This is a genomic window from Nocardia abscessus NBRC 100374 (assembly GCF_000308455.1).
In the GTDB taxonomy this organism is placed as follows: domain Bacteria; phylum Actinomycetota; class Actinomycetes; order Mycobacteriales; family Mycobacteriaceae; genus Nocardia; species Nocardia abscessus.
On sequence record NZ_BAFP01000044.1, the window covers coordinates 42,577 to 67,276 of the forward strand.

Below are 24,700 nucleotides of genomic sequence, written 5' to 3' on the forward strand. Positions count from 1 at the left end.
CGTCCAGTCGCCGGGCACACGCCATCCGGTGTTCATCCGGGCAGACCAGCATCGGCGCTATGCCGGAGCGCGATTTCGGGTCCGCCGACGCGGTGGCGACGATCACCTTGGCGTTGCTGAGCGCGTTCCTGTTCGCGGTGTCCGCGGCTCTGCAACAGGGCGCGGCACGGCAGGCCGCCGCCGAATCCGGGCAGGGACGGTTCCTGGTGTTCGCCGCGATCGCGCGCCGTTTGCTCACCGACCCGCGCTGGCTGGCCGGGCAGGCGGCGAACGTGGCCGGGTTCGTCGTGCACGCGTTCGCGCTGCGTTTCGGGGCCATCGCGGTGGTGCAGGCGTTGCTGGTCGTGCAACTGTTGTTCGCGCTGCCGTTCGCCGCGCGGCGGCGAAGACGCGCGCTGCCGGCGCGGGACTGGGCCGGAACGACAGCGGTGTGCGCCGGGCTGATCCTGCTCGTCGCCCAGGGGATTCCCCCGCATTCGGCGGTGCGCAGCGAGCTGCTGCCCGTCGCGGGCACCGGTGTGGTCGTCGTGATCGTCGTGCTGTTCGGTGTGTCCCGGCTGGCCCGCTCCACGCAACTGCGGTCCGCGCTGGTGGCCGTGGCGGCGGGCTGCTGTTTCGCCAGCACCGCGGTCCTGGTGGTGGTGGCCACGAACACCCTGCCGGAGCCGAACTGGGCGCTGCTGGGCATCCCGGTGTCGACGGTGCTCGGCGGCATCCTGACCCAGGAGGCGTACGCCCGCGGCTCGCTGCCCACGGCGCTGACCGCGATGACGATCACCGACCCGGTGCTCAGCTACCTGGCCGGGCTCACCCTCTTCACCGCGACGATCCACCCGAGCCCGCCGCTGCTGGCTTGCGCCGCCACCGCGGTGATCGTGGGCGTCGCGGTACTGGCGAACTCACCGACGCTGCACGACGAACGGGAGATGTCCGCCGCGCGTCAGGCGGAGCGGGCCGGGCGCTCGTAGTCGGTGTAGAGGGCGAGCATGCGCTCGACCGTCGCCGACCACGGAAAGCGTTCCGCCGCCGCACGGGCCGCGCGCCTGCGGTCGGCCGCCGGGATGGCGAGCAGTTCGTTGACGCCCTCCGCCAGGCCGCGCGGAGTGCCGTCGCACACGACGCCGGAGCCGGGGGCGCCGACGAGTTCGCGGGCGGCGCCCGCCGCGGGAACGACGACCGGAGTCCCGCACGCGAGCGCTTCCAGGACGGCGAGACCGAAAGTCTCGGCGGGAGAGGGGAACACGGCGATGTCGGCGCCGGCGATCAGGGCGGCCATCGCGGTCCGGTCGGTGAGGTGGCCGTGGAACACGACCGGAAGCCCGGCCGCCAAGTGTTCCAGGCGAGAACGCAGCGGGCCGTCCCCGATCACCGACAGCGCGCAGCGCAGACCGGATTCGACCAGGACGCGCACCGCCTGGATGGCGCGTTCGGCTCGTTTCTCCCGCGACAACCTGCTCACCAGGACGAGCCGCACCGAATCGTCGGAGCGCCCGGCTCGCGGTCCCTCGACGGACGGGCGGAAGGTCGTGAGGTCGACGCCGAGCGGAACCCGGCGCACGTTGCGCGCGCCGACCCGATCGAACTCGGCAGTCGCGAAATTCGAGGTCACGACGACTTTTTCGGCGCGCACGCAGAGCCGCCGGTTGGCCAGGTCGGCCGCCGCGGTGAGCGGGAAGCCGCGCGGCACCCGCGAGCGCAGGATGGCGTCGATGCGTTCGTGCGAGAACAGCACCAGTGGGACGCCCGCGCCGCGCGCCCAAGGCGCGAGCCAGCGGACACTGAGTTTGTCGCTGCACTCGAGCACGTCCGGGGCCAGCCGATCGAGCACGGGCCGGGTACGGCGGGCGGTGAGCACGTGATAGCCGGCATCGCCGAACTTCGGGCTGCGCACGGTGATCCGGTGCCCGGCGGTGGTGTGCTCGTCGTCGTCGTGGGGACCGGGCACGACGAGCACCCGATCGTGACCCGCCGCCGAATAGCCGCGCCCGATCTCGTCGACGCAGGTGCGCAAACCGCCGGAAGCGGGAGTGTAGAAGTTGGCGATCTGCACGATCCGCATCAGCCGACCGCCGATCCGACCAGTTCGCCGTAGGTGGTCGCCTGTGCGTCGGTCCGCAGTACCGCGTCGATGGCGCGCAGGGTGGTGTCGCGCAGACCCGGTCTGCTCAGGTCGTCGGGATGCAGCGCCAGGCGGACCAATCCGCCGCGTTCGGCGATGCGGCGGGCCATGGTGTCGACCATCGCCGCGCCGAACCGTTCGGACCACCCGCCGCCCGGACGGTGGGAGAGCGCGAATCCGAGATACCGGCGTCCGCTGCCGAGATCCTTGGCTCCGAAGTGCGAGGTGGTGTAGGTGAACCCCGCCGTGCGCAGCGCCTGCTCCGCGCCGGGCGAGGCCAGCCAGCCGGGGGGAGTGAAGCCGGTGGTGGACAACCCCGATTCGGCCATCACCTCGGTGGCGGCGTGCAGTTTGGCCGCGGCCTCGCCGACGTTCAAGGCGGCGAATTCGGCCGCACCGCGCGCCACCGCGTGCCCTACCGCCCGGCGCGGCCATCCGCCTTCGGGCCCCGCCCGGTGCGACCACCCGTGCAGCAGGATGTCGTCACCGGCCCGTCGGCGCTCCCGCAGGAACGCGGCGTAATCCGGATCGCCGGACAACCGCTTCCCTCGCCACGGACCGGGAATCACCAGCAGCGAGACGGGAATCCCGAAACGATCGGCGTCGGCGCACCAGCGCGCCGTCTCCGCCGCACTCGCCGGTGCGACGTCATGGACGCTCACCACCAACCGCGCACACACGTCGTGGAAGCTAACACCGCCCGATGGCCGCGAACTGAACAGCGCACTGCGCTCCTCTGAAAGCTGCGTTCCTTCGGCCCCGCTCGGACACCTCGGGTCAGGTGTCCCCGCTCCCTCGCGTCCAGCCGGTCACCAGATATCTGCCCAGGCCGGTCGCACCGGCAGATCGAACGCCGCGGTCCGCCCGCGCACCAGCATCGGCACCGAGGCGCCCTCCGGAAACCGGGCCTGCAACGAGGTCGCCCGTCCCCGGCGGAACTCCGAGAACACGAATTCCTTCCGCGACCGGTGCTCCACACCGGTCTCCGGATGCCCGAAGCTCACCTCGATCCGCACCCGATGCTGATCGAAACCGTTGACCCTGTTCAACCGCCGGTAGCTGGTACCGACCACCGACCCGGGAACCGTCGTGCCCGACCGCTGCAGGTACGCCCGCCGAAGACGCCAGACCGCACCCAGCACCTGTGTCCACAACACCATTGCGAACACCACGCTCACCGGCAGCGCCAAAATCGCCGCCGCGTCCAGTCCCGATCGCATGCCGAGGCGCACACCGAGGCTGACGACCCCCGCGACGAAGAACACCGCGCCCGCACCGGCGACGAGTACCCAAACCAGGTTCGCGGGACCGACCGAATTGCGTCCCTTCCCCACCAGACCCCTCCCACTCGACTCATGCGGACTTCATCAAGCCGAGATGAAACCCATGCTGCGATTCGAAGCGCGAACCCAGACCCTACAGCGCGCCCACTCGGCCCTCGGGCTTGGGCATGTCGGTATCTCGAGCGGAACTGGCCGGAATCAAAGGGGATTCGCGGAATTCACGCACGTCGCGATGCCGTGTCATCCGAGGAAATGCATTCACGGGATCGCTTCGGCGACGAAGACGAGTCAGGGACTGTTCAGAAAGAGCATTACCGGGCCGAGACGCCGCAGGTCGGGGCGGTGCGGCACGGATGAGACGCCGGATATGGCAAACGGCTATGACCCGGGCTGAACTGGACGGTGGCACAATCAATTTCGTCTGGCGTCCCGGGCCGGTCGGCGTATGATCAGGCCAGTGCCGATACCCGGGGGAAGAATGAGCGAGCCGGCGACCGCGGACTGGGAACAGTTCGTGCAAGCGCTGGCGCACTGCCTTTCGGAGCTGCCGTCCCGGGCGACCCTCATCATCGCCGCACCCGGAAATCGCTATGTCCAATTCGTCCAATACGACATCAAATTGTCCGCTGAACTGGCGGGGAACCATTACCTGAGCAACCCGATCCCGGAGACCGCCGCGCAGGAGTTGCGGACGCTGGGCTGGCTCGAGCCCGCGGTGCGGCGCGACGCGGACAACTGGACCAGGACCCTCTTCTGGCCCATCGCGCCGAACAATATGGTCGAGTTCGCCCGCTCGGTCGCCGTGGGCTTGCGCGACGCCCTCGGTGTGGCCGCGCCGGTCGAGTTGCGCGCGATGGGCTGGACCGAGGCGTCGGGTGATCTGGATCTCACCGTGCTCGGCCCGATCGCCCGCCGCGGGTAGCGCCGCCGCCGGCCGCTGTCCCACGGCATAGCCGCGACTACCTGGGCACTATTCTGAGAGACATGGCAGCAGGCAAGCCCACCAAGGAAGCGAAGGCCGCGGCGAAAGCGGCCCGCAAGCAGCAGTCGAGAGAACGCCGCAAACAGCTGTGGCAGGCGTTCCAGATGCAGCGCAAGGAAGACAAGCTGCTGCTGCCACTGATGATCGGCGCGTTGGTCGGCATCACCGCCGTCTTCGTCGTGATCGGCTTGATCTTCGGGCTGACCTTGTTCCTCGTCCCGCTGGGCGTGGTGCTCGGCGCGCTGGTGGCGTTCATCATCTTCGGACGGCGGGTGCAGAAGAGCGTCTACCGCAAGGCCGAGGGCCAGGCAGGCGCCGCGGCCTGGGTGCTGGACAACCTCCAGGGCAAGTGGCGGGTGAGCAACGGCATCGCCGCGACCACGCAGTTGGACGCGGTGCACCGGGTGATCGGCCTGCCCGGCGTGGTGCTGGTCGCCGAAGGCTCCCCCCAGCGGGTCAAGTCGCTGCTCGCCCAGGAGAAGAAGCGCACGGCCCGGTTGATCGGTGACACCCCGATCTACGACGTCGTCATCGGCAACGACGAAGGCCAGGTTCCGCTCAAGGACCTGCAGCGCTACCTCACCAAGCTGCCGCGCAACATCGACACCAAGCGGATCGACCTGATCGAAGGCCGGCTGGCCGCACTCAGCGCGCGCGGCGGGCCCGCCCTGCCGAAGGGTCCGATGCCCGCGGGCGCGAAGATGCGCGGCGTGCAGCGAACCATCCGCCGCCGCTGACCGGCTCCTCGCACATGCTCTAGATCCCGGCGCGACGGTCGACGGCGCGCGTGTCCGGCCGCCGCCTCAATTGCGGCCGAGCAGCCAGACGACCCGATCGTAGGCGAGCACGTGATAGACGATCACCAGCACCGCGAGCGCCGAACCCCAGTTCGGCAGACCAGCCGACTGCAGCGCGAGCGCCCCGCCGCCGAGTACCGAGAGTTCGATCACCAGGCGCGCCGAGCCGGACACGGCGACCTTCGGCTGCCCGTTACGGCTCGGGTCGCCAGGCACCGAGAAGGCGCCCCACACGACTGCCGCGAGTACCGGCAGCGCCACCACCAGCAGAAACTTCCACGGCCCTTCGAACGCGCGCCAGCCGAAGACGCCGAAGGAAGCGATAGCAACGAGTTCGAGCAGAAAACGGACAACGAGCATCACCGGATTCAACGACACCGGCGCAGCCTAGTGGTGTGACCCGGCGCCGGTGGGCTCGATGCCGGGCGGCTCAGCGCGAATGCACCAGTGCGGTACCGGTCGCACGATCGTGCATTCCGCGGCCGTCGGCGTCGGTGAACAGCGCGGGCACCACGAACAACAGCAGCACCTGTCTGGCCAGCGCGCGGACGAAGCCGACCGGCGCCGGCGCGTCGACGCGGACCGTCCGCAGCCGCAGGAAGTACTGCCCCGGGGTGAAGCCGAACAGGGTTACCGCGCCGACGCCGATGACGAACCAGATCAGCAGCGTCAGGCTCGACGCAGACGTGCTACGCGCGATGAGCGCCGCGATGCCGAGCGCGATCATCCAGTCCACGAAGAGGGCGGCGATCCGGCGGCCCATGCCGGCCAGCGAGCCCGCTCCCGTCTGCGGGAGGCCGAGGTGCTCACCGGGGAACTCGGGAGTTGCCGGGCCGCCGGAGTCGGCCGGGGGTCCGGAGAGCCAGGAGCCGGTGATGCGTGCCATGCACCCAAGAATAGGCGCGGCCGGACCGGCGTCCCGTACCGCATAAGCGGAGTTCAGCGTCGGCGCGCGCCGCGGCGGGGGCAGGACTACCATGCAATTCGAGTCCGGGTGGTCAGTACCACGCGGCCTGACGCACGTGTAACACCGGCGAAACACATCCTTGACTGCAGGGAAACACGGCATCCATAGCGTCTGGTCGCGACGAACCCATGCAAGCGACACTGGCTGGGAACCGATCCGTAAGGAGAACAAGTGACGTTCAGCACGGCCGACGAGGTCATCAAATTCATCGCTGACGAGGACATCGAGTACGTCGACATCCGGTTCAGCGACCTGCCCGGTGTGCAGCAGCACTTCTCGATCCCCGGGAAGGCCTTCACCACCGACCTCGCCGAGGAAGGGCTAGCGTTCGACGGCTCCTCCGTTCGTGGGTTCCAGTCCATCGACGAGTCGGACATGCTGCTGCTGCCCGACTTCTCCACCGCGCGCGTAGACCCGTTCCGCGCCGCCAAGACGCTGAACCTGAACTTCTTCGTGCACGACCCGTTCACCCGGGAGGCCTACAGCCGCGACCCGCGCAACATCGCGCGCAAGGCGGAGGAGTACCTGCGCTCCACCGGTATCGCCGACACCGCGTACTTCGGTGCCGAGGCGGAGTTCTACATCTTCGACTCGATCCGCTACGACTCGGCCATGAACGGCGCCTTCTACGAGATCGAATCGGTCTCCGGCTCCTGGAACACCGGTGCCGAGTTCAACCCGGACGGCACTCTGAACCGTGGCTACAAGGTGCGCAACAAGGGCGGTTACTTCCCCGTCGCGCCGTACGACCACTACGTCGACCTGCGCGACAAGATCGCGACCAACCTGCAGAACGCGGGCTTCGAGCTCGAGCGCGGCCACCACGAGGTCGGCACCGCCGGTCAGGCCGAGATCAACTACCGGTTCAACACCCTGCTCGGTGCGGCCGACGACCTGCAGCTGTTCAAGTACATCGTGAAGAACACCGCGTGGGCCGAGGGCAAGACCGTCACCTTCATGCCGAAGCCGCTCTTCGGTGACAACGGCTCGGGCATGCACGCCCACCAGTCGCTGTGGAAGGACGGCAAGCCGCTGTTCCACGACGAGGCCGGCTACGGTGGCCTGTCCGATATCGCCCGCCACTACATCGGCGGCATCCTGCACCACGCGCCCTCGCTGCTGGCGTTCACCAACCCGACCGTGAACTCCTACCACCGTCTGGTGCCGGGCTACGAGGCCCCCATCAACCTGGTGTACTCGCAGCGCAACCGCTCCGCCGCGGTCCGCATCCCGGTCACCGGCAACAACCCGAAGGCCAAGCGCATCGAGTTCCGCGCACCGGACTCCTCGGGCAACCCGTACCTGGCCTTCGCCGCCATGCTGATGGCCGGCCTGGACGGCATCAAGAAGAAGATCGAGCCGCTGGCCCCGGTCGACAAGGACCTCTACGAGCTCCCGCCGGAGGAGGCCAAGAACATCCCGCAGGCCCCCACCAGCCTGGCGTCGGTCATCGACCGCCTCGAGCAGGACCACGACTACCTCACCGAAGGCAACGTCTTCACCCCCGACCTCATCGAGACCTGGATCGACATCAAGCGCACCCAGGAAATCGCCCCGGTCAACCTCCGCCCGCACCCGTACGAGTTCGAGCTGTACTTCGACGTGTAAGTCGTAGGTTCGCTCCTGTGATGGAGCACCTGCCCAGGTGCTCCAACCGCGGTAGTCGACGAGTCCATCTGCTCCGTGATCCTTCAACGATCGCGAAGCAGGTGGACTTGTCTGCGTTCGAGCACAGCAATCGACCCGCTTTCGGGCTGCGCCATAAATCTCCGCATGACTTGTTCGTCCTCGCGGAAGAGGAACCGGTCGAAGCCCGGACGAGTATCCGAGATGACTCGAGCGTCAGCAGGGTCCACCGCCGGGCCGATGAATGCGAACACTGCCCGGCAATGCCCTGACCCGTCGTTCTTCGGACAGGAGCCGTAACCGAACTCCTCGACCGTCCTCCAGCGGTCCCCGCCTCGGGGGTCTCGGATGACATCGCCCACTCGTACCTCGGTCACACGCACTGATTCGGTTCGCATCGGCGGAGTCTGGCACGGGCCACCTGAATCCCACCTGAAGGACGGCGGTAGGCACTCTGGGGGTCGCATCCCGACCCGGTGCGAGCACCCTATTCGATCCGGCTCACCTCGGTGCAAGCACCGGATGGAAGTGGATACGCCTCACGGACTACGCGGTACTCCATGTGGGTGTGCCGTAGACGTTGAGTTTGTCGATGCCATGCTCGGCCGAGAAACCCAGTCCGACTGCCGTATAACGCCACGTCGCCCCGACCGATTTTGCTGCCAGAGAGAGGGCGTCGACGGCATGGGTGGTGCCGTGGTGCCGAGACGCGAGTTCGCGGACGAGCCCGGTCAGGTCGTTACGTTGCTTCGCGACCATGTGAAGACTGAAGGTAGGATCGCCTGCGCCGCGTGCACAGCAGACGAAAAAGTCATCCTGGTGCAGCTCGGCCGCGTCGGCGCCGCACCGAACCAGCTCGGACAGCACTTGCCATGCCGCATCGCCGAAGTAGCGAACTAGTTTCATCGGCACCGAGACGTCGTTGTACCGTGCTTTCAGATAGATCTTGTGGTGCACGCCGCCGTGCGCGTCCACCTCGATCGCGGCGCCGACGGGCTTGATGAGCTTCTCACTGTCTGGTACGGCTGCCAATCCGGCGAAGCCGGGCCATTTGCTGGACAACCGGTCCACTGCCCCCGGCACAATCAGTGGATCGCCGTATATCTTGAGGCGGGCTACGTGGTGTGGCGCTGCGGAATGATGAATGACGCCGATCCAGATCGAGAACCGGTGGCGCGCCGTAATTTTCGCGGGCTCGGGATACAATATCGTGACGAAAGACTGCATCAGGTCGGCGACCGTCTCATCCCCGTGTGGCAACCATGTGGCGAGATCCCGGATCGCGGCGAGTTGAGCGGCGAGGCGGGGGCCGAATCTCGTCTCCTGCGTCGCGGTTTCGGTGACATAGCGAATGACCGGCGCGAATTCTCCTCGGCCACCGGACACACTGGCTTCCAACGGAAGACCAGTGGCTGTCAACGTGCTTGCTCTGCATCCATCCGGTGCTCGTTCGTCCAGCTGTCCCGCACACGCGCGTTCCAACATGGCGCGGATGAATGCTGGGTTGTGACGCGGCATCAACCGCTCGGCCAAGTCGACCAAGAATCCTCCGGCGGTTCCGGTCGTCACCATTGGGCGGATTGTCCGGTGGGAAGGGCGGCCCTCGAGTGCTGCGCAGCCGGTGCGGCGGATGCATTGGCAGGGGCAACGGGAGTGGTCTGCGTACCGTGGTCGCCTGCGGTGGTCGAGGCGGACCGATTGTGTTCGAAAAGATTCGGAGCCACGTCGAATGCATCGAAGTCGGCGTCGTCCTTCGGGTCGACATTCCTGCCCATATCGAGACTTTCTCATCCGAACCAGCTTCCCCATTCCCTTTGCATTCCCACGCCTGGGGGCAGCGCGTATGCCCATGTCTGCCTCGACACGGCGTCCTCCATCTCCGGTACCGGCGCAATCGGAGTTGCGGTTCGGACACGCCTTTCCACTGCACGCGACGTCTCAACCGCCCGTTGGGGCGTCAGGTAGGTCGGGCAGCTCTAACGAGCGGAAGGTGGGCATTGACATGTTCCAACTGGTGTGAGGAGCGTAGTTGTGCGAGACGATCCAGGTCGGTTCCATAGAGTCGCGCGGCCAGCAGGTCGTCGAGGTCGTTGACACCGTAAAGATAGGGACGCCCGCCCAGCTCGCAACAGAGCTCCAGGAGGTCGCGAAACAATCGACGGGTGGCAGCGGTGGTGGCTGGGTCGCGGGGGACCGAGGTGTACAGGCCCAGTCCGATCGAAACGGGGGCACTGCCGACTGGGGTGAACGCGAATGCCGTTGCGTCGGAAGGGCGGCGCAGGATCAGGAGGTACAACATCGTGTGACGGCTCAGTGGGGCTCGCTGTCGTTGTGCCTCGACGGCTGCGAGCATCGGTGCGAGTCGTCCGGCGGGGACGACGTAGTCGGTCCACAGGCGCACGTGGTCAGGGGGAGGGGCGGCCGTCCGCGTAGCGTTGTATCTGCCCATGAACGGCAGATCGGAGACGATTCTGCAATTCTTGTCACCGCATCGCTTCGGAACGCTGCCGCTCCAGCCGGTGATGGAGAAGGACACGCCGGGATGCGGGTATGCGCAAAAAACGTCGACATCGTCGCGCTGTGCGATCCGTTCGGTGTGGTCGATGAGTTCGGTCAGCGTGGCATGTTGTGTGCGGTGCACGTGGGTGTAGCGATGGTATGCCACCGTACGCAGCACTGCCCGTTCGATCAGCCCGACAGTGCCGAGCCCACCGAGTGCGAACCTGAACAACTCCGCATGGTCGGTTCGCGAACACCAGCGACTGGTTCCCGTTCCGTCGATCAGCTGGATCCGCTCCACGTGATCGACCTGCATGCCGTACCGCGCAGAGTTCATCCCGGCCCCTCCCACGGAGATGGTTCCGCCCACCGACAAGTGCAGGTAATCGGTGAGCACGGGGAAAGCTCTGCCTCGACGGTTCAGGTATCGCTCCAAGTCGTACCAGCTCATCCCGGCGGGAACCTCGATCAAGCCGTCACCGAGGTCTCGGACTTGCCGGTCTGCGGTGCCCGGCACATAGGTGACCAGCAGATCACCCTCCGTGACAGTCTGGCCGTCACAGGAATGACCCGCGCCCCGCAGGGTCAATTGTCGACCGGAGCCGAGCAGTGCGGACGGGAAGGCGGAAGGCATTCGGTGCACAGCCCGTGGGACGGCGCGCCGTAGCCCGCCGAAATCGGTGGCGAACTCGTCGATCGGAACCTCGGGGGGACTCATGGTCTCGGCTGCGACTACCGAGTATGTCCTCTTCCCATCGTGGGGAACAGCTCGCTACCTGTGGAATGCGCACAGGTAGGGTCGAGCGGTGTCGTTCAGTGCTGAAGGGCGACGCATCGTGCAGGGTCAGCGGCATTCTTCTAGGACGGGAGAGGCTCGTCAACGGCTGTGTCGGCGTTGCGGCTCGTTGGTCCGTGCTGCACGGGCACCGGATGAGTGAGGATCTATGAGAGACATCCACCCTGATGTACGGGCCGCCCTCGCGATGACGCGGGAGTTGCGGCACCGCATTGCCGAGGTGCGCGAACGAGCCGACGAGATCGTCGCGCGTCGCCCGTCTCCGAGCGGCTTGGTCATTCCCGAGGTCGACGCCCGGGGACGACTGCGGGACCTCTACTTGGCGCCCGGAACCTGCGCCCGGTTCGGCGATCAAGAACTGGCCGCCGAGATCATGGCAGCCATCACCGAAAGCACCGCGGACGCGCGGCGGCAGTACACCATCGCCATGAATGACACCGACAATCTGGCGCGGCCGCTTTCGGAGGTCATGCGGGACCGGGAGTCTGGGACCAGGCCGGATGAGCAGGTCCCCAACTTTGGGAAGGCGGAACAATCAACTTGAGATAGCTGGCGGGAGGAATAGACCGAGCATGCCCGATTACCTGGATGTCGAGCCGGATCAGCTGCGTGGAGTCGCCGAGCAACACGGTCTGATCGCAGCTAACATCCGGAAGTGGGGTGAAATCCCGCGTGACTGGCTCGCCGACTTCCCATCCAAATACGGCACGATCGCAGACCCGGTGCGGGGCGCTCTGGAGGACTATTACCAGAGACGCCACGACAACGCGGAGCGCCTCGCCGAGAAGCATGAGCGCACGCGAGACGAAATGCTCGCGGCGGCGGCTGCACTCGAGGACGGCGATCAGGACAACGGGCGCCAGGTCACCCAAGTAGGCGATTTCGTCCCCAGAGCTCCTGCGGGTGGTCCGCCGCCCGGCACGCCGACGTTTCCTGCGGCGCCGACGGATACCGGCCCGGACACGCCGATGATGGACGGCGCCCAGCCTGGTCGGCCTTCCGCCTTACCCGACGCCGCGGGCACGCCGGACGAGACCGGCCGCTCCGCACAGGTACCTCTCTCACCATCGACATCGACACCACAAGCCTACGACGCTGGTCAGCCCGGAGCCGCCGCACCGACCTGGGCGGCACCATTCTCGGTCGGCGCGGCCGAGCCCGGAGCCACCGTTGCTCCCGCCTTCGAAGCGAACACCCCCGTGGGTGCGAACCCGGACCCGAACAGCGCCGCGGTCGCGAATCTCGACGTGAACGGTGCCGCGGGCGCAGGTCCCCACGTGGACAGCACCGGCGGCATGGCCATGCCACCGACGCCGGGCCCGTTCCAGCCACCGGTCGTCACCGGCGCCGTAGCCCTGGCCCCCAGGACGCCTGAGCCACTGGCGCCAGGCCCGTTCGCGGCAGCTGCCCACGTGGCCAAGGACAAGCAGGCGCCACTGTCGTTCGTGGTGGGTAAGCGTGTCGACGACGACTGGGTGCTCGCTCATACCCTCCTCGCCGCAACCCTTGCCGCCGTGGCCGATTCGGCGCCCGGCGTGGAATGGGCGGTAGTGGTGGGGCGCACCCCCTTGGGGCCGATCGTCATGCTGACCTCCACTGAGGGCCGTGGCTGGCTGCCACCAGGTCTGTTCCTGCCTTCGGAGGTCGCCGTGCCGTGGACGTGGGACTCCGTCCTCGGCAACGCGGCTCGAAAGGCCATCGCGGCGTTGGAAGGCACTACCGACCCGGCCCGGATACTCGCCGAGTTCGGCTTGATGGTGCGCCGCAGCAATGTTCGCCTCAGCGCTTTGGTGTCCTCCGCGGCTATCCCTGACGATCTGCGTGCCGCCCTGGGGGCTGATGTCGCCATCGAGGGCTCGGTGTCCGCCGCGGAGTCCACCGTCGATTTCACCTCCCCCGGTGTCGGGCTGGTCGACCGGCTCGCACTCGGCGGTTCCAGTGAACTGCTACGACAGGCGGTGATGGTGCCGGAAACCGAGATTCGGGCCAAATGCCTCGAGCTGGCGCGAAACGCGGATGCGCGGGTTCGTGCCGCCGTGTCCGGCGTCGACGCGGAGATCGCCACACAACGTGCCCGGCGGCAGCGGATCCTCGATGCGCTGCACGCCGACCTGCCCATCCCGGCGAGCTGGTGGGACCAACTACGCGCTGCCGATGGCATGATGGCAGCGGCAACGCGGTCGCGGAGGGTCGATGTGTCCCGTATACCCGTCGGGATCCGCACGGACGTACCCGGCACCGAAGCGGTGCGCGGTATGGTTTTCGAGCGCCGCGCCGACGAACTGCTGTTGTTGCTCGCCGCGGGCGAACCCGACCGGCAGACTCTGCGCGACACGCTCTACAGCTACGGCCAGATCACTGAGCACCCGCTGTTCCCGGCGGCGGCACGTGTGGTGGCGACGGAGACGACCCGCCCAGGTGTCGCGGTTCCGAATGGCGAGGTAGTCCCCAGTGTCGGACCCGGGCCCCGCGTTGTCGGTTCTGTCGGCCTGGGCGGGGCTCCCCCCTCCATCGCCGAATTGCCGACCAGCCGGGCGAGGCCTGAGGGCGCCGGCGAGCAGAGGAGCGCCTGATGGGCAAAGCAGACGACGTCATTGGTCAGATCAAAAAAGACTACGAGCCGGGGACCTGGGATAGCATCGGTTTCCAGGACGATCAGGCCAAGAACTCGTTGGACGCGCTGGCCGGATTGAATTCAGACGAGTTCCAGCAGGCCTGGGATAAACTCACTTTCACCCCCTCGTGGAAAGACTGGCCGCTTGGCGAGGACAACGTCAAGAAGCAGCTCGTCGCAGATGCCGGCGACCTCAAGGACGACCCCAAATACAAAGATCTCATCGCCGCGCTCGAGTCCGGCGACCCGAAAGCCTATCTCGCGGCCAAGAGGGAGGCGGAGGAGACTGGCAAGCCGCCGGAATTCGCGAAAGAAGACTGGGACTTAAGTGATCTGCCGAGCGAAGGCGAGGCTAAGGGTAAGCACGCGGAGTCGGTCGTTCTCCCGATACCGAAGGGTGCCAGTGCGCAACTGATAGCGCTGATCAAGGACACCGAATTCACGATGCAGAAGGGCTTCGACACACTCGGCATCCGAAATCCGGATTCGGCACCCGACTTCACCAATGTGCTCGACGACGATCGTGTCATGAGCGCGGGCGGTTGGTCCAAGGTTCGAGAAGGGCATATGGATCTCAGCGGCCGGATGGAGAAGCGGCAGAATGACTACAAGACTAAAAACGAGGGCGTTAAATTCGACACCTTCGACACCAAAGTAGTCAACCACGAGACCTTCAAGAAGCTTGTGTCCATCAAGGACGAGCTCGTAAAGGGCCTCAACTACGAGCCGACGGGCACCACGCATACCGGTTATAAGATCACGGAGAGCTCCGGCGGTCCTGCTAACCATGAGACGCAGGTTACGGTATACGAAAAGGACACCAACAAGGATAGTAAGGGTTATGGCAAGTATTTCCTGACCCCGGACGCGGAACAGAGATACTACGTCAGTGTCATCGACGTGGCCGCCGAGGATTGGGACACGGCGTACGCGGCAGCGACCAAGGAGTTCCAGAAAAAGGCCGAAGACATCGACGGCAAGAATGACGGTGACGGTTCCGACGGCAAGAAGGAAAAGGACGGCACGGGGGGTAAGGACGAGACGCCGACGCCGACTCCTACGCCGACGCCGACGCCGACCCCCACGCCCACTCCCACGCCGACTCCTACTCCCACGCCGACTCCTACCCCCACGCCAGAGGACATGTTCCCCACCCCGGAGTCGAACCCCACGTTGGAGGGTCTCCTGCCGGGATCTACTACAGATCCCACAGAATCCCCGACCAGCACCATGCCCATTTCGGACACCAGTACCAGCGGTAGTACTGGAAGCCCATCAGGCCTGGATCTCAGCTCTCTGACCCCGACGCCGCAGAACACCTCCGGAACTCAGCCGGCACCTACCCCTACCAACTCCAATGTCGCGCCTCCCAATAACAGCCCTGGCATGGATCCGACGCTAATGGCGACGCTGGGCATGTTGGGGAACCGTCCTCCGTTCGCCGATGACAGCAGGGGCTACGACGACCGGGATCCGCGCGACGACCGGCAACGCGAGCGCAACCGCCAGGCGTCCGCGGCGCCCGCCAATGCCACCCCTGCTGTGCAGACGTCGTCTCCTCCTGGCGTGACGGCGCCGACCTACGCGGGTACTCCGCCGCCGATAGCGGCTCCCGGCACGACGCCGAGTGTGCAGATCGGGGATACGACCGTGAATGCATCGCCGCCGGTGGCGGAGGCTTTGCAGAAGCAGACGCAGAACGTCGCTCTCGATGCGTTATCCGCCTACAAGGGAACGGCGGGAGAGATCACAGCGGAGCATCCACCCGCAGTGGTCAATGGTCCCGGCGAGCTGAAGACGGGCGATATTCTCCAGTGGGAGAAGCATAGTGCCCTGGTTGTCAAGAACGAGAACGGCCTGTTCGTCCTGGACAATGGCCAACTTATTCCTCTAGACCCCAATAACCCCCCGCTGAAGGAAAAGTACGGGAATTTCGCGGGCTTCATCCACCCGACCGGCCTGGACAGCGCGGCAGGTAGCAACTCCGCCGGCGCGCCGGCACCCCCGCCGACTGTGGCCGCACCGCAGCAGCCTTCCGGTCCGCCACCTGTTTCGCCGCAGCCGCAGGCGACCTGACCGGCCGGAGGCTAAGCGCGAGCCTGCTCGCCGCGCATCGCGGCGGCCAGCTGGTTCGGCATCGGCTCGTGCCGCGCGTAGGCGCGAGTGAAATCGCCGGTGCCGTGGGAGATCGAGCGCAGGTCGATCGCGTAGCGGCTGAGTTCGAGTTCCGGGACCTCGGCGTGGATACGGGTGCGTCCGCTGCCGTGCGGCTCGGTGCCGAGGACGCGCCCGCGGCGACTGGACAGATCGGTCAGTACCGGGCCGACGTATTCGTCGGAGACCAGCACCCACACTTCGGCGAGCGGCTCGAGCACCCGGACTCCCGCGGTTGCCGCGGCCTCGCGGAGGGCGAGCGCACCGGCGGTCTGGAACGCGGCGTCGGAGGAATCGACGGAATGGGCTTTGCCGTCGAACAGCGTGACCCGCACGTCCACGAGGGGATATCCGGCGGTCAGCCCGCGCGCGGCCTGGGCACGCACACCCTTCTCCACCGACGGAATGAACTGGCGCGGAACGACTCCGCCGACCACTTTGTCCACGAACTCGATGCCCGACCCTTCGGGCAGCGGTTCGACCTCGATCTCGCACACGGCGTACTGGCCGTGCCCGCCGGACTGCTTCACATGCCTGCCGCGCCCGGGCGACTTGCCCGCGAACGTCTCTCGCAGCGCCACCTGATGGTCTGTCACGTCAACCTGCACACCGAACCGGGTGCGCAACCGCTCCAAGGCGACGTCGCGATGGGCCTCACCGAGACACCAGAGAACCAGCTGATGAGTCTGCGCGTTGTGTTCCAGGCGCAGCGCCGGGTCTTCGGCGGCCAGCCGGGCGAGGCTCTGGGAGAGCTTGTCCTCGTCGGCTTTGCTGTGCGCGCGGATGGCGATGGGTAGCAGCGGATCGGGCATCGGCCACGGCTCGATCCGGAGCGGATTGTCGGTGGACGACAGCGTGTCGCCGGTTTCGGCGTGACCGAGCTTGGTGACGTAGGCGATGTCGCCCGCGATCGCCTGCCGCAGAGGGCGTTGCTGCTTACCGAAGGGAGCCGAGATCGCGCCGACCCGCTCGTCGAGTTCGTGGCTCTCGTGGCCGCGGTCCTCCAGGCCGTGGCCGCTGACGTGCACCGTGTCGTCGGCATGCAGGGTGCCGGAGAAGACACGGACCATGCAGACCCGCCCGACGTACGGGTCGGACGCGGTGCGGATGACCTCCGCGGCCAGTTCCGCGTCCGGGTCGCAGCGCAGCGGATGCGGTTCGGCGCCGTTCGTGGCGGTGATGGGGTGCTCGGTCGGCGTCGGGAAGCCGCCGGTGATGAGGTCGAGAAGCTCGACCGTGCCCAGTCCCTGCTTGGCCCCTTCGGGCGCGGGGGCGGCGAACAACACCGGATGGAAGCTCCCGCGGGCGACCGCGCGCTCCAGGTCGGCGATCAGCGTCGCCAGGCTGATCTCTTCGCCCTCCAAGTAGCGCTCCATGAGGGTCTCGTCCTCGCTCTCGGCGATGATGCCCTCGATCAGGCGGTTGCGAGCTTCCTCCAGCTCGGGCACCTGATCGGGCGACGGGTCGCCTTGGACCTCCACGCCGGAGGAGTAGTCGCCGACGCAGTGCGGCAGCAGCTCCACCATGCCGGTGACCGGCCGGTGACCGTCCGGGTTCTTCGGCCCGTACACGGGCAGATGCAGCGGCAGGATGTTCTCCGACGATCCGCCGCCGAGCACGATCCGGCAGGTTTCGGTCATCACGTCGAACTCGTCGCGCGCGGTGTCCAGGTGGGTGATCACGATCGCGCGCGGCATCCCGACCGCGGCGCACTCCTCCCACAGTGCCCTGGTCGCCCCCGCGATCCCGTCGGCGCCCTCGGCGGCCGAGATGACGAACAGCGCCGCGTCGGCCGCGCGCAGCCCGGCCCGCAGCTCGCCCACGAAGTCCGCGTATCCAGGCGTGTCGACCAGGTTGATCTTCATTCCGTCCCACGCCACCGGCACGACCGACAACTGCACCGACCGGTGCTGGCGATGCTCGATCTCGTCGTAGTCCGACAGCGAGGTGCCGTCCTCGACCCGCCCGGCGCGATTGACCGCCCGCGCGGTGAGCGCCATGGCGTCGACCAGCGTGGTCTTGCCCGAGCCGCTGTGCCCGACCAGGACCACGTTGCGGATCTGCTCGGGCCGCTCCGCTGTCACCACGCCGCCGTTGCCCGCGGCAGCTCCGTTGGTCTTGTCCACCATGTGTCTCGCTCCCTTTGCTGACACCTGCCGTACCTCAACCTTCCCACCGGGCGTCGCGTTCCGCCGACGAATGGGCAGATCAGCGTGGGCGCTCAAGGGCAGGCGGGAGAGGACTCGCCGGTCGCGAGGATCGTCTGGCAGGCCCAGCCCGTGGCGATGTGCCAGGATCCGTCGCGCGCGACGAACGGGACGATGGCCGGGACGCTGCCTTCCGGGCTGCCGAGAACGGTGGTCGCGAGCAGCTGACCGGGGCCGACCTCGGTCACTTGGACGACCGTCGTGGTGACCGGCGCGTAGACCCGGGATATCCGAGTGATCAACTCCGGATCCTTGTCGTCGTCGGCGATCCGCAGCGGCTTCTCCGCCACCGAGACTGCCGGGTCCAGCGTGCGCCGCAGGCGGTTGTCGAGGTCGGCGACCGCAGGGATCGGCGGGCTCGGCTGGCTGTTCACCCGATCCTCGGGCACCGTGCCCGGGTACAGCTGCCGGACGATGCCGAACCAGATGATCGATGCGGTGAGCCCGAGCAGGGGCGGAGAAGTGAATTCGTTGACCGCGACGGTGACGCTGACGTCCAGCTCGGGCAGGTAACCCATATGGGTGGCGTAGCCCGGTACCGCCCCGTTGTGGCCGATCCAGCGGCCGAACTCCACCAAGCCCTGTCCGTAGCGCAGGTCCCCGGTGAACTGGGTCCTGGCACGGAAGGTCTCCGGTTTCAGCAGATCGCCGCGGCCCAGCATGCGGGCATAGTCGGCGAGGTCGGAAATCGTGGACACCATCGTGCCCGCCGCACCGGCAAGCGCCGGGGTGGTGCGCGCGGTGACGTCGGTGGGAGCCTCGTCGAAGTGCGCGTACCCGCGGCTGTCCGGTGCGGGCATGGTGGCGTCGGTGGGATATGTCGTGGAGCGCAGCCCGTGCGCGGCGATGACATCGCCGATCACTTCGTGCACCGGTTTTCCGAAGACCTTCTCGAGCACCAGACCCAGCAGGTAGTACTCGGAGTTGGAGTACTCCACGCGACGGCGTGGCGGCATCGCCCTTTCCGGGTGCGCGATGATGGCGCGCAGACGGTCGCCCTCATGCCATTCGGATGCCGGAGCCTTCGCGACTATTTGCTCGGCGAAGGCGGGCTCTTCCCGGACATCCCAGACGCCGCCCTGCATGCCGAGCAAATCGCGGAGGGTGATGGTGTCGCCGTAGGGCACTCCCGGCACATACCGTGCCAGCACGTCGTCCAACGAGAGCTTGCCTTCGTCGGCCGCGCGCAGCACCGCGGTGGCGGTGAACGTTTTGGTGATGCTGCCGATCCGAACATGATCCGCCACGTTCATCGGGCGGCCGGTCGCGAGATCGGCCGTGCCGTACGCCCTGACGAATGTCCCTCGTTCGGGGTCGTTCACCGCCACCAGTGCTCCGGGGGCGAGCCGCGCGTTCATTTGCGGCCGCACGATGTGGTCGATCTGCCCGGCTGTCTCGGCTGGAAACCTTCGGTCCTGACGCTCATCCGACGCACACCCGACCAGCAGTGACGCCGTCGTCAGCGCCACGGCGATCGCCGTCAACGATTTGGATCGTCCACCCATCGAGCCGTCCCCCCATTTCGATAGTGCTTCTGTCAGTGTGCCAGGACCGCGAGCAGCCGGTTTCCTTTCAGAGACGCTCCCCGCGCATCGCGCGAGACGTGCGAGGAACGTTTCGTCCGGGAACTTCTGTCGCTCAGGACAGTCGGCGGATGTCCCCGCGCACGCGGTAGAAACCGCCACGCGCCGACTCGGCGATACCGTCGACCACATAGCGAGCACCGGCTCGGCGGATATCCTTCGGGAATTGGACGTTCCAGCCCTGCTGATATCCGGGCGAGACGACCCGCACGCGCAGCGAACTGCCGTGGTCGACGCACTCCACGATGACGCCCGACCCGGCATCGGAGGTGACCTCGACGGTGTTGCTGGGCACCACGGCGGAGATCTCGGGAGCTTTCACCGAAACCGTTTGGGGCAGCACACCCTGCTCGGCGTCGCGGATGGCGGCCTCGCTGACGTCGAGACAGGCCAGCGTGCCGGTGGTGGTGACCAGGTACAGCTTCTCGTCGTGGTACTGCATGGAATAGGCCGAGCCGCAGCCGGTGGCCAGCTTCCACACACGATTTCCGGCGGCGTCGAAGCAGTACACCGAGGAGTAGTTGTCGCCGGCGAAGACGTAGCGGCCGTCCGGTGAGGTGGCGCAGGAGAAGACCGCCGCGTCGCACTGGTAGGTGCGTTCGGACCGGCCGCTCTTGGCCACCATGCGGACCTGGTTGCGCGCGGTGCCCGCGTAGACGGCGTCGGATTCCTGCCAGCCGAACAGGACCGGGCCTCCGGTGGCCTGCTGCCAGAGGGTGTTTCCGCTGTCCAGGTCGTATTTGGTGACCCCGCCGGAATGTCCGTGGTAGACGCCGTGGGCGTCGATGCGCACCATCCAGCCCGAGTCGCCGGTGCTGCGCCGGGTCCACAGCGACTCCTCCTCGTAGTCGATCACGGTGATGCCGCCTTGGCGGTCGGAGACGCCGAGGATGCCGTCGTGGATGTCGAGCCAGTAGATGTCGACATCGGCCGCGATGTCGTAGGCCGCCCGCGGCACCTTGCCCGACAGGTCGTACACGCGCCCGTCGTCACAGCCCGCGTAGATCCAGAAATCGTCGGCCACAATGCATTTCACGGCATCCGGCAGCCGGTACCGTCCGGTGACCACGCCGTCCGGGGTCAGGGTGAACACGTCACCGCTCTCGTTGCCCACCCAGCAGCGGCGCTCGTCGACGAAGATGCCGAAGGCGGCGGCGCCGGAGTCGAAACTCCACAGCACGGGCGCGGCCTTCGCGGTGGAGCGGCCGCTGGTGATCGCCCGCCTCGTCACCGGGCGCCTGGCCCGCGCCCCCATCACCGCGGGCGCGTAGCCCTTGCGCACCTTCTCGCCGATCTTCTTCGCGGCAGCGGCCTGCGCCTTCTCCACGCTGGCGAACGAACTCACCTTCGTCTGCCCTTGCTCCCCGATGCGACCGAAACGGACACTCACTTGCGTGCCCGCGACGATCACCTCGTAGAACTTGTGCGCGGATCCGCTGTCCTCGGACAGCTCGAGATAGGTGGTTCCCCCGATTGTCATAGCGCCTCGCCTGTTTTCGTCAGATCAGAACGGAACGAAAGTTAGCAAGGGGTACCGACATTCAGCGGATCGTCGCAGGATCGGCCCATCCGGACGCCGGTCTGGCAGAATCGTGCCGGGCTCGTCACGAGGGGGAACACACCATGGTGTTGACCGCGCGCTTTCAGCCGGGATCGACCAGCCGTCCGTTCGTCGACCGGGAACAGGTACTGGCGCGGTTCGACGAACTGCTGGCCGACGCCGCCGAACAACCGCGCGTCATGCTGCTCAGCGGTGTGGGCGGCATCGGCAAGTCCCGGTTGGTCACCGAGCTGCGGGCGCGGGTCGGGAAGAGACAGCCGGCGGCGGTGCTGGATCTGCAGGTTCCGAGTCATCGGCAGGCCGCGGACGGCCTGGCCGTGCTGCGTGTCCAGTTCGGCGCGCAGAAGATCAAGTTCCACCGCTTCGACATCGCCTGCGCGGTGCTGTGGCAGCGCATGCACCCGCACCTGCGCCTGACCTCCGACTCGCTGGCGCTCGCCGAGCACAGCGAGATCCTGACCGAGATCCTCAACGACGCCACCGGGATCCCGGTCTTCGGGACCGCGACCAGGTTGCTGGATCTCGGTGCGCGCCGGGCCATCCGCACCCATCGGATACGCCACGACCCGGTGCTGCAGGAACTCGACCGGTTGAGTCTCGCGAGCTTGGAAGAAGCCGTCTCCTACCTGTTCGCCGAAGACCTCAAGAGCGGAACGGAAGGCAGGCGGCCCTATGTCGTCTTCCTGGACGCATACGAAGCATTGATGGGTGGCACCGATCGCGAAGGCAGGGCGGCGGCGTCGGACGCCTGGCTACGCGACGTGGTCGCCCAGCTGGACACCGGGCTGGTGGTGATCGCCAGCCGGGAACCGCTGGGGTGGGAGCGGCACGATCCGGAGTGGTCTACCCGGGTCCGGGCCGTGCCGGTGGACGACCTGCCCGTCGACGCGCGTTTCGAATTGCTCGATGCGTCCGGCATCCAGGATTCCGGCGAGCGGGCGGCGATCGCCGCCGCCAGTGCGGGCGTTCCGTTCTACCTGCATCTGGCCATCGATGCCCGCACCCGCGCGGGCTGGGTGGCGCCCACCGAATTGGTCTCTCCGGAAACGATTCTCGAACGCTTCCTGCAGCACGTGCGGCCCGAAGAAGTGCGAATGCTGGAACTGCTCGGTCTGCCTCGTACTTTCGATCGGGAGATCTTCACCGCGGTGGCCGCGCAGTTCGAGCTACCGCAGCACGTCGCGGCGTGGAAGTCCCTGGTCGCGTACTCGTTCGTGTACGCCGCGGACGAGGGCGACGAGAGCGAGCGCTTCCAGCTGCACCAATTGATGGTGGACGCACTGCAACGGCGCTTGGATCCGGAGGTTCGGCGCACGCTGCACGCGGTGCTGCACGACCTCTGGTTCGCGCGTGCGGAACGGCCCACCGGCCGGGTCGCCGCCTTGCGGGAGGCGGGCTACCACGGGGTGCGGTCCGGGCTGCTGTCCGCGGTGACATTGCTGGGGTACGTCGATCGGATCGAAGCGGCAGGTGGCAGTCAGGGAATCGGCGGCGTGATCAGCGATCTGGACCGCTACCTGAGCGATCCGCATGAGAACCTGGCAGGTATGGCCGAACTGTCGGAACTCACGCGGTGCCTGGAAGCGGAAGCGGCGGTGCTGCTCGGCGATGCCAAGCAAGCCGATCGGCTCACCCGGGACGTCGCTCTGGATCGGACCGGACCGATCGCGGAGCGATTGGCTGTCGCCGCGGCGAACGCGCGCCGCATCCTCGGCGACACCGACGATGCCCTGGCGATCTACCACGATGTGTGGTCGCGCGGATCCGGGCGGGCGCGGCTCGTCGCCGGGCAGTGGGCCGCGGACCTGCACATGTGCCAGGGGCGATTCGGCCTGGCATTGACCATGTGCGAGGAACTCGTGGCGATGGCCGATGACGACGACCGCGAGTTCCTCGGAGATGTGGCGCGGTTGCGTCACCTGGCCTACCGGCTCGCGTTCGACACCGACCGCGCCGCACAGTATCTCGCCGAGGCCGAGACCCACTACCGAGCGGCGGGCAGCGTCGTCGGACAGGCCAATATCGCGACGAATGTCGCGGAACTCTTGGCGCTCACCGATCCGTCGCGGGCGATCCAGGCCGCCGGAACGGCGATCGTGCAGCAGCGCGAGCTCGGTGCGTTGCACGAGCTCGGAAAGGCGTACACGGCACTCGGTTCGGCGCGGTTGTCGCTCGGTGAACTGGACGCCGCCGAGCACGCGCTCACCGAAGCATGCGGGATTCTCGAGCAGGCCGGATACCGGTCGGGCCGGGCCAGGGCCGAATTGTTCCGCGCGGGCGTCTGCGCGCGCCGAGGACGCCGTGACGAGGCCGTACGCAGTGCGCGCTGGGCCATCGCGGAGTTCGAGGGCGCGAACGTCTATCCGGGGCTGGTGCTCGTGGCGCGAGCGGTCCTGGCGCTGTACGGCTGGACCGAGCCCGACATCTCCGAGGCCGCCGCGGCCGCGCGGTTGCGGATCCAGCCGCCGACGCCCGGATCAGGCCTGGACCGCGACGCCGCACGGGTGATCGCACGGGTGCTGGGCGTCGACGCGGACGCGATGTATCACGCCGCACTGTCCCGGTCACAGTCGTCCGCCGGGTACTACAACCACAACGTGCGCGTCGACGAGGGCTCCGGCGCGGTGAACGTGCGCATTCCCGTCGAAGGCGCGGATGTGATGGATCTGCGTCAGTGGCCCGAAGCCGCGGTCTTGATCGCGATCGAGCCTTTCGTCGCCGCGGCGCCGAAGCTGCGGTGGGAATCGGCCCGTCCCGCCTACCAGATCCACGACTTCATCGACGGCGACCTGCTGGATCGGATCGCGCCGCGCGGCGCTCCGGTTCCGGCGCATGTACCGGCGGACGTGGCGGCGCTGTTCGCCGGACTGCGCCGTATTCCACGAGAGCTGTTGCCCGCGGTCGAGCCGGATTGGGACGACGAGCCCGCCGGATTCGCGCGGCGATTGTCGGCCGTCACCGCCCGGGTGCACCGCGAGAGCAGCGCGGATTTCGGGGAACTGTACCGCCGGTTGGGCGTCCCCGACCGTCCGCTCGAGGCCGTCCTCGCGTCGTGGAACACGCTGGAAGCCCGGCCGTTTCGAATGGTGCATGCCGACGTGCATCGCAAGAACATGATCGTGCGCGACGGGCAGGTCGTCTTCCTCGACTGGGAATTCGCCCTGTACGGCGACCCGCTGTACGACGTGGCCACCCATCTGCACAAGATGGGCTACCTCCCGCCGGAGCGGGAGGCGTTCCTCGCCGGGTGGATCGCCGCCGAGCCCGAGGCGGCGATCGGCCAGTGGCGCCGCGACCTGCAGACCTACCTCGATCACGAGCGGGTCAAATCGGTCATCGTCGACGCGGTTCGCTACCGCAAGGTGCTCGCGCAGGGAGATGCGGACGCGGCGGCCGATGCGGCGCTGGTAGCCAGCATGGTCGGCAAGTTGCGGCTGGCGCGGGCCGTGTGGGGCCACAGCGAGCCGGTCGACAGCGGGGTGGTGGAAGCCGCACTACGCGGGTGAGATCGG

18 protein-coding genes are annotated in these 24,700 nt (G+C 67.4%); 8 read left to right on the top strand and 10 right to left on the bottom strand.

Features of this window, described 5'->3' with window-relative positions:
* Positions 1-59 precede the first annotated feature (59 nt).
* Positions 60-968, top strand: coding sequence for a DMT family transporter (locus ON19_RS09305; protein WP_043689070.1), 909 nt, complete (start codon positions 60-62; stop codon positions 966-968).
* On the opposite strand, the gene ON19_RS09310 is transcribed toward ON19_RS09305, so the two are convergent.
* The 3 genes from ON19_RS09310 to ON19_RS09320 form a co-directional block, all read right to left on the bottom strand.
* The gene (locus ON19_RS09310; RefSeq protein WP_043689072.1) at positions 941-2,059 is read right to left on the bottom strand and encodes a glycosyltransferase; all 1,119 of its coding nucleotides are present in this window, start codon (positions 2,057-2,059) and stop codon (positions 941-943) included. The genes ON19_RS09305 and ON19_RS09310 overlap by 28 nt on opposite strands.
* Complete coding sequence (locus tag ON19_RS09315; protein WP_043689075.1) at positions 2,059-2,799, bottom strand: DUF2334 domain-containing protein; 741 nt, start codon at positions 2,797-2,799, stop codon at positions 2,059-2,061. The genes ON19_RS09310 and ON19_RS09315 overlap by 1 nt, the downstream gene beginning before the upstream one ends.
* Before the next feature lie 129 nt (positions 2,800-2,928).
* Positions 2,929-3,453 (bottom strand): hypothetical protein, encoded by a 525-nt coding sequence (locus ON19_RS09320; protein ID WP_043689079.1) that lies wholly within the window; start codon positions 3,451-3,453, stop codon positions 2,929-2,931.
* 427 nt (positions 3,454-3,880) lie between these two features.
* Between ON19_RS09320 and ON19_RS09325 the strand changes: the two genes are divergently transcribed.
* The gene (locus tag ON19_RS09325) at positions 3,881-4,324 is read left to right on the top strand and encodes a TY-Chap domain-containing protein (protein ID WP_043689083.1); all 444 of its coding nucleotides are present in this window, start codon (positions 3,881-3,883) and stop codon (positions 4,322-4,324) included.
* A gap of 62 nt (positions 4,325-4,386) precedes the next feature.
* Positions 4,387-5,121: a DUF4191 domain-containing protein gene (locus tag ON19_RS09330; protein ID WP_043689086.1), complete on the top strand. Its 735-nt coding sequence runs from the start codon at positions 4,387-4,389 to the stop codon at positions 5,119-5,121.
* Positions 5,122-5,187: 66 nt separating this feature from the next.
* On the opposite strand, the gene ON19_RS09335 is transcribed toward ON19_RS09330, so the two are convergent.
* Positions 5,188-5,559: a YrdB family protein gene (locus tag ON19_RS09335; RefSeq protein WP_227954929.1), complete on the bottom strand. Its 372-nt coding sequence runs from the start codon at positions 5,557-5,559 to the stop codon at positions 5,188-5,190.
* A gap of 52 nt (positions 5,560-5,611) precedes the next feature.
* Positions 5,612-6,067: an RDD family protein gene (locus tag ON19_RS09340; protein WP_043689090.1), complete on the bottom strand. Its 456-nt coding sequence runs from the start codon at positions 6,065-6,067 to the stop codon at positions 5,612-5,614.
* 252 nt (positions 6,068-6,319) lie between these two features.
* Here ON19_RS09340 and glnA point away from each other — a divergent pair, with 252 nt between their 5' ends.
* A complete protein-coding gene (glnA, locus tag ON19_RS09345) occupies positions 6,320-7,756 on the top strand; it encodes a type I glutamate--ammonia ligase (RefSeq protein ID WP_043689092.1) in 1,437 nt (478 codons plus the stop codon).
* 564 nt (positions 7,757-8,320) lie between these two features.
* On the opposite strand, the gene ON19_RS09355 is transcribed toward glnA, so the two are convergent.
* Positions 8,321-9,346, bottom strand: coding sequence for a hypothetical protein (locus tag ON19_RS09355; protein WP_043689098.1), 1,026 nt, complete (start codon positions 9,344-9,346; stop codon positions 8,321-8,323).
* Positions 9,347-9,731: 385 nt separating this feature from the next.
* Complete coding sequence (locus tag ON19_RS38800; protein WP_051168681.1) at positions 9,732-10,991, bottom strand: FAD-binding protein; 1,260 nt, start codon at positions 10,989-10,991, stop codon at positions 9,732-9,734.
* A 265-nt stretch (positions 10,992-11,256) separates the two neighbouring features.
* On the opposite strand from ON19_RS38800, the gene ON19_RS09370 reads away from it, so the two are divergent.
* The 3 genes from ON19_RS09370 to ON19_RS43105 are packed head-to-tail and all read left to right on the top strand — an operon-like array spanning position 11,257 to position 15,759.
* Positions 11,257-11,613: a hypothetical protein gene (locus tag ON19_RS09370; protein ID WP_174377680.1), complete on the top strand. Its 357-nt coding sequence runs from the start codon at positions 11,257-11,259 to the stop codon at positions 11,611-11,613.
* 28 nt (positions 11,614-11,641) lie between these two features.
* Entirely contained in the window at positions 11,642-13,642 is a 2,001-nt protein-coding gene (locus ON19_RS09375) for a type VII secretion target (RefSeq protein ID WP_043689102.1), read from the top strand.
* Positions 13,642-15,759, top strand: coding sequence for a hypothetical protein (locus ON19_RS43105; RefSeq protein ID WP_043689105.1), 2,118 nt, complete (start codon positions 13,642-13,644; stop codon positions 15,757-15,759). Before ON19_RS09375 ends, ON19_RS43105 begins: the two co-directional genes overlap by 1 nt.
* An 11-nt stretch (positions 15,760-15,770) precedes the next feature.
* On the opposite strand, the gene ON19_RS09385 is transcribed toward ON19_RS43105, so the two are convergent.
* The 3 genes from ON19_RS09385 to ON19_RS09395 form a co-directional block, all read right to left on the bottom strand.
* Entirely contained in the window at positions 15,771-17,966 is a 2,196-nt protein-coding gene (locus ON19_RS09385) for an elongation factor G-like protein EF-G2 (protein ID WP_043689107.1), read from the bottom strand.
* Between the two features lie 92 nt (positions 17,967-18,058).
* A complete protein-coding gene (locus ON19_RS09390; protein WP_051168682.1) occupies positions 18,059-19,549 on the bottom strand; it encodes a serine hydrolase domain-containing protein in 1,491 nt (496 codons plus the stop codon).
* A gap of 133 nt (positions 19,550-19,682) precedes the next feature.
* Positions 19,683-21,107, bottom strand: a complete 1,425-nt coding sequence (locus tag ON19_RS09395) for a WGR domain-containing protein (protein WP_043689110.1) — start codon at positions 21,105-21,107, stop codon at positions 19,683-19,685.
* 143 nt (positions 21,108-21,250) lie between these two features.
* Here ON19_RS09395 and ON19_RS09400 point away from each other — a divergent pair, with 143 nt between their 5' ends.
* On the top strand, positions 21,251-24,694 hold the full coding sequence (locus tag ON19_RS09400) for a phosphotransferase (RefSeq protein ID WP_043689113.1): 3,444 nt from the start codon (positions 21,251-21,253) through the stop codon (positions 24,692-24,694).
* Positions 24,695-24,700: the final 6 nt, after the last annotated feature.

Bases quoted from the DNA above. Each gene is read 5' to 3' on its own strand.
- ON19_RS09305 (WP_043689070.1), top strand. From the start codon at position 60: ATGCCGGAGCGCGATTTCGGGTCCGCCGACGCGGTGGCGACGATCACC.
- ON19_RS09310 (WP_043689072.1), bottom strand. From the start codon at position 2,059: ATGCGGATCGTGCAGATCGCCAACTTCTACACTCCCGCTTCCGGCGGT.
- ON19_RS09325 (WP_043689083.1), top strand. From the start codon at position 3,881: ATGAGCGAGCCGGCGACCGCGGACTGGGAACAGTTCGTGCAAGCGCTG.
- ON19_RS09330 (WP_043689086.1), top strand. From the start codon at position 4,387: ATGGCAGCAGGCAAGCCCACCAAGGAAGCGAAGGCCGCGGCGAAAGCG.
- ON19_RS09340 (WP_043689090.1), bottom strand. From the start codon at position 6,067: ATGGCACGCATCACCGGCTCCTGGCTCTCCGGACCCCCGGCCGACTCC.
- ON19_RS09355 (WP_043689098.1), bottom strand. From the start codon at position 9,346: ATGGTGACGACCGGAACCGCCGGAGGATTCTTGGTCGACTTGGCCGAG.
- ON19_RS38800 (WP_051168681.1), bottom strand. From the start codon at position 10,991: ATGAGTCCCCCCGAGGTTCCGATCGACGAGTTCGCCACCGATTTCGGC.
- ON19_RS09370 (WP_174377680.1), top strand. From the start codon at position 11,257: ATGACGCGGGAGTTGCGGCACCGCATTGCCGAGGTGCGCGAACGAGCC.
- ON19_RS09375 (WP_043689102.1), top strand. From the start codon at position 11,642: ATGCCCGATTACCTGGATGTCGAGCCGGATCAGCTGCGTGGAGTCGCC.
- ON19_RS43105 (WP_043689105.1), top strand. From the start codon at position 13,642: ATGGGCAAAGCAGACGACGTCATTGGTCAGATCAAAAAAGACTACGAG.
- ON19_RS09385 (WP_043689107.1), bottom strand. From the start codon at position 17,966: ATGGTGGACAAGACCAACGGAGCTGCCGCGGGCAACGGCGGCGTGGTG.
- ON19_RS09390 (WP_051168682.1), bottom strand. From the start codon at position 19,549: ATGGGTGGACGATCCAAATCGTTGACGGCGATCGCCGTGGCGCTGACG.
- ON19_RS09395 (WP_043689110.1), bottom strand. From the start codon at position 21,107: ATGACAATCGGGGGAACCACCTATCTCGAGCTGTCCGAGGACAGCGGA.
- ON19_RS09400 (WP_043689113.1), top strand. From the start codon at position 21,251: ATGGTGTTGACCGCGCGCTTTCAGCCGGGATCGACCAGCCGTCCGTTC.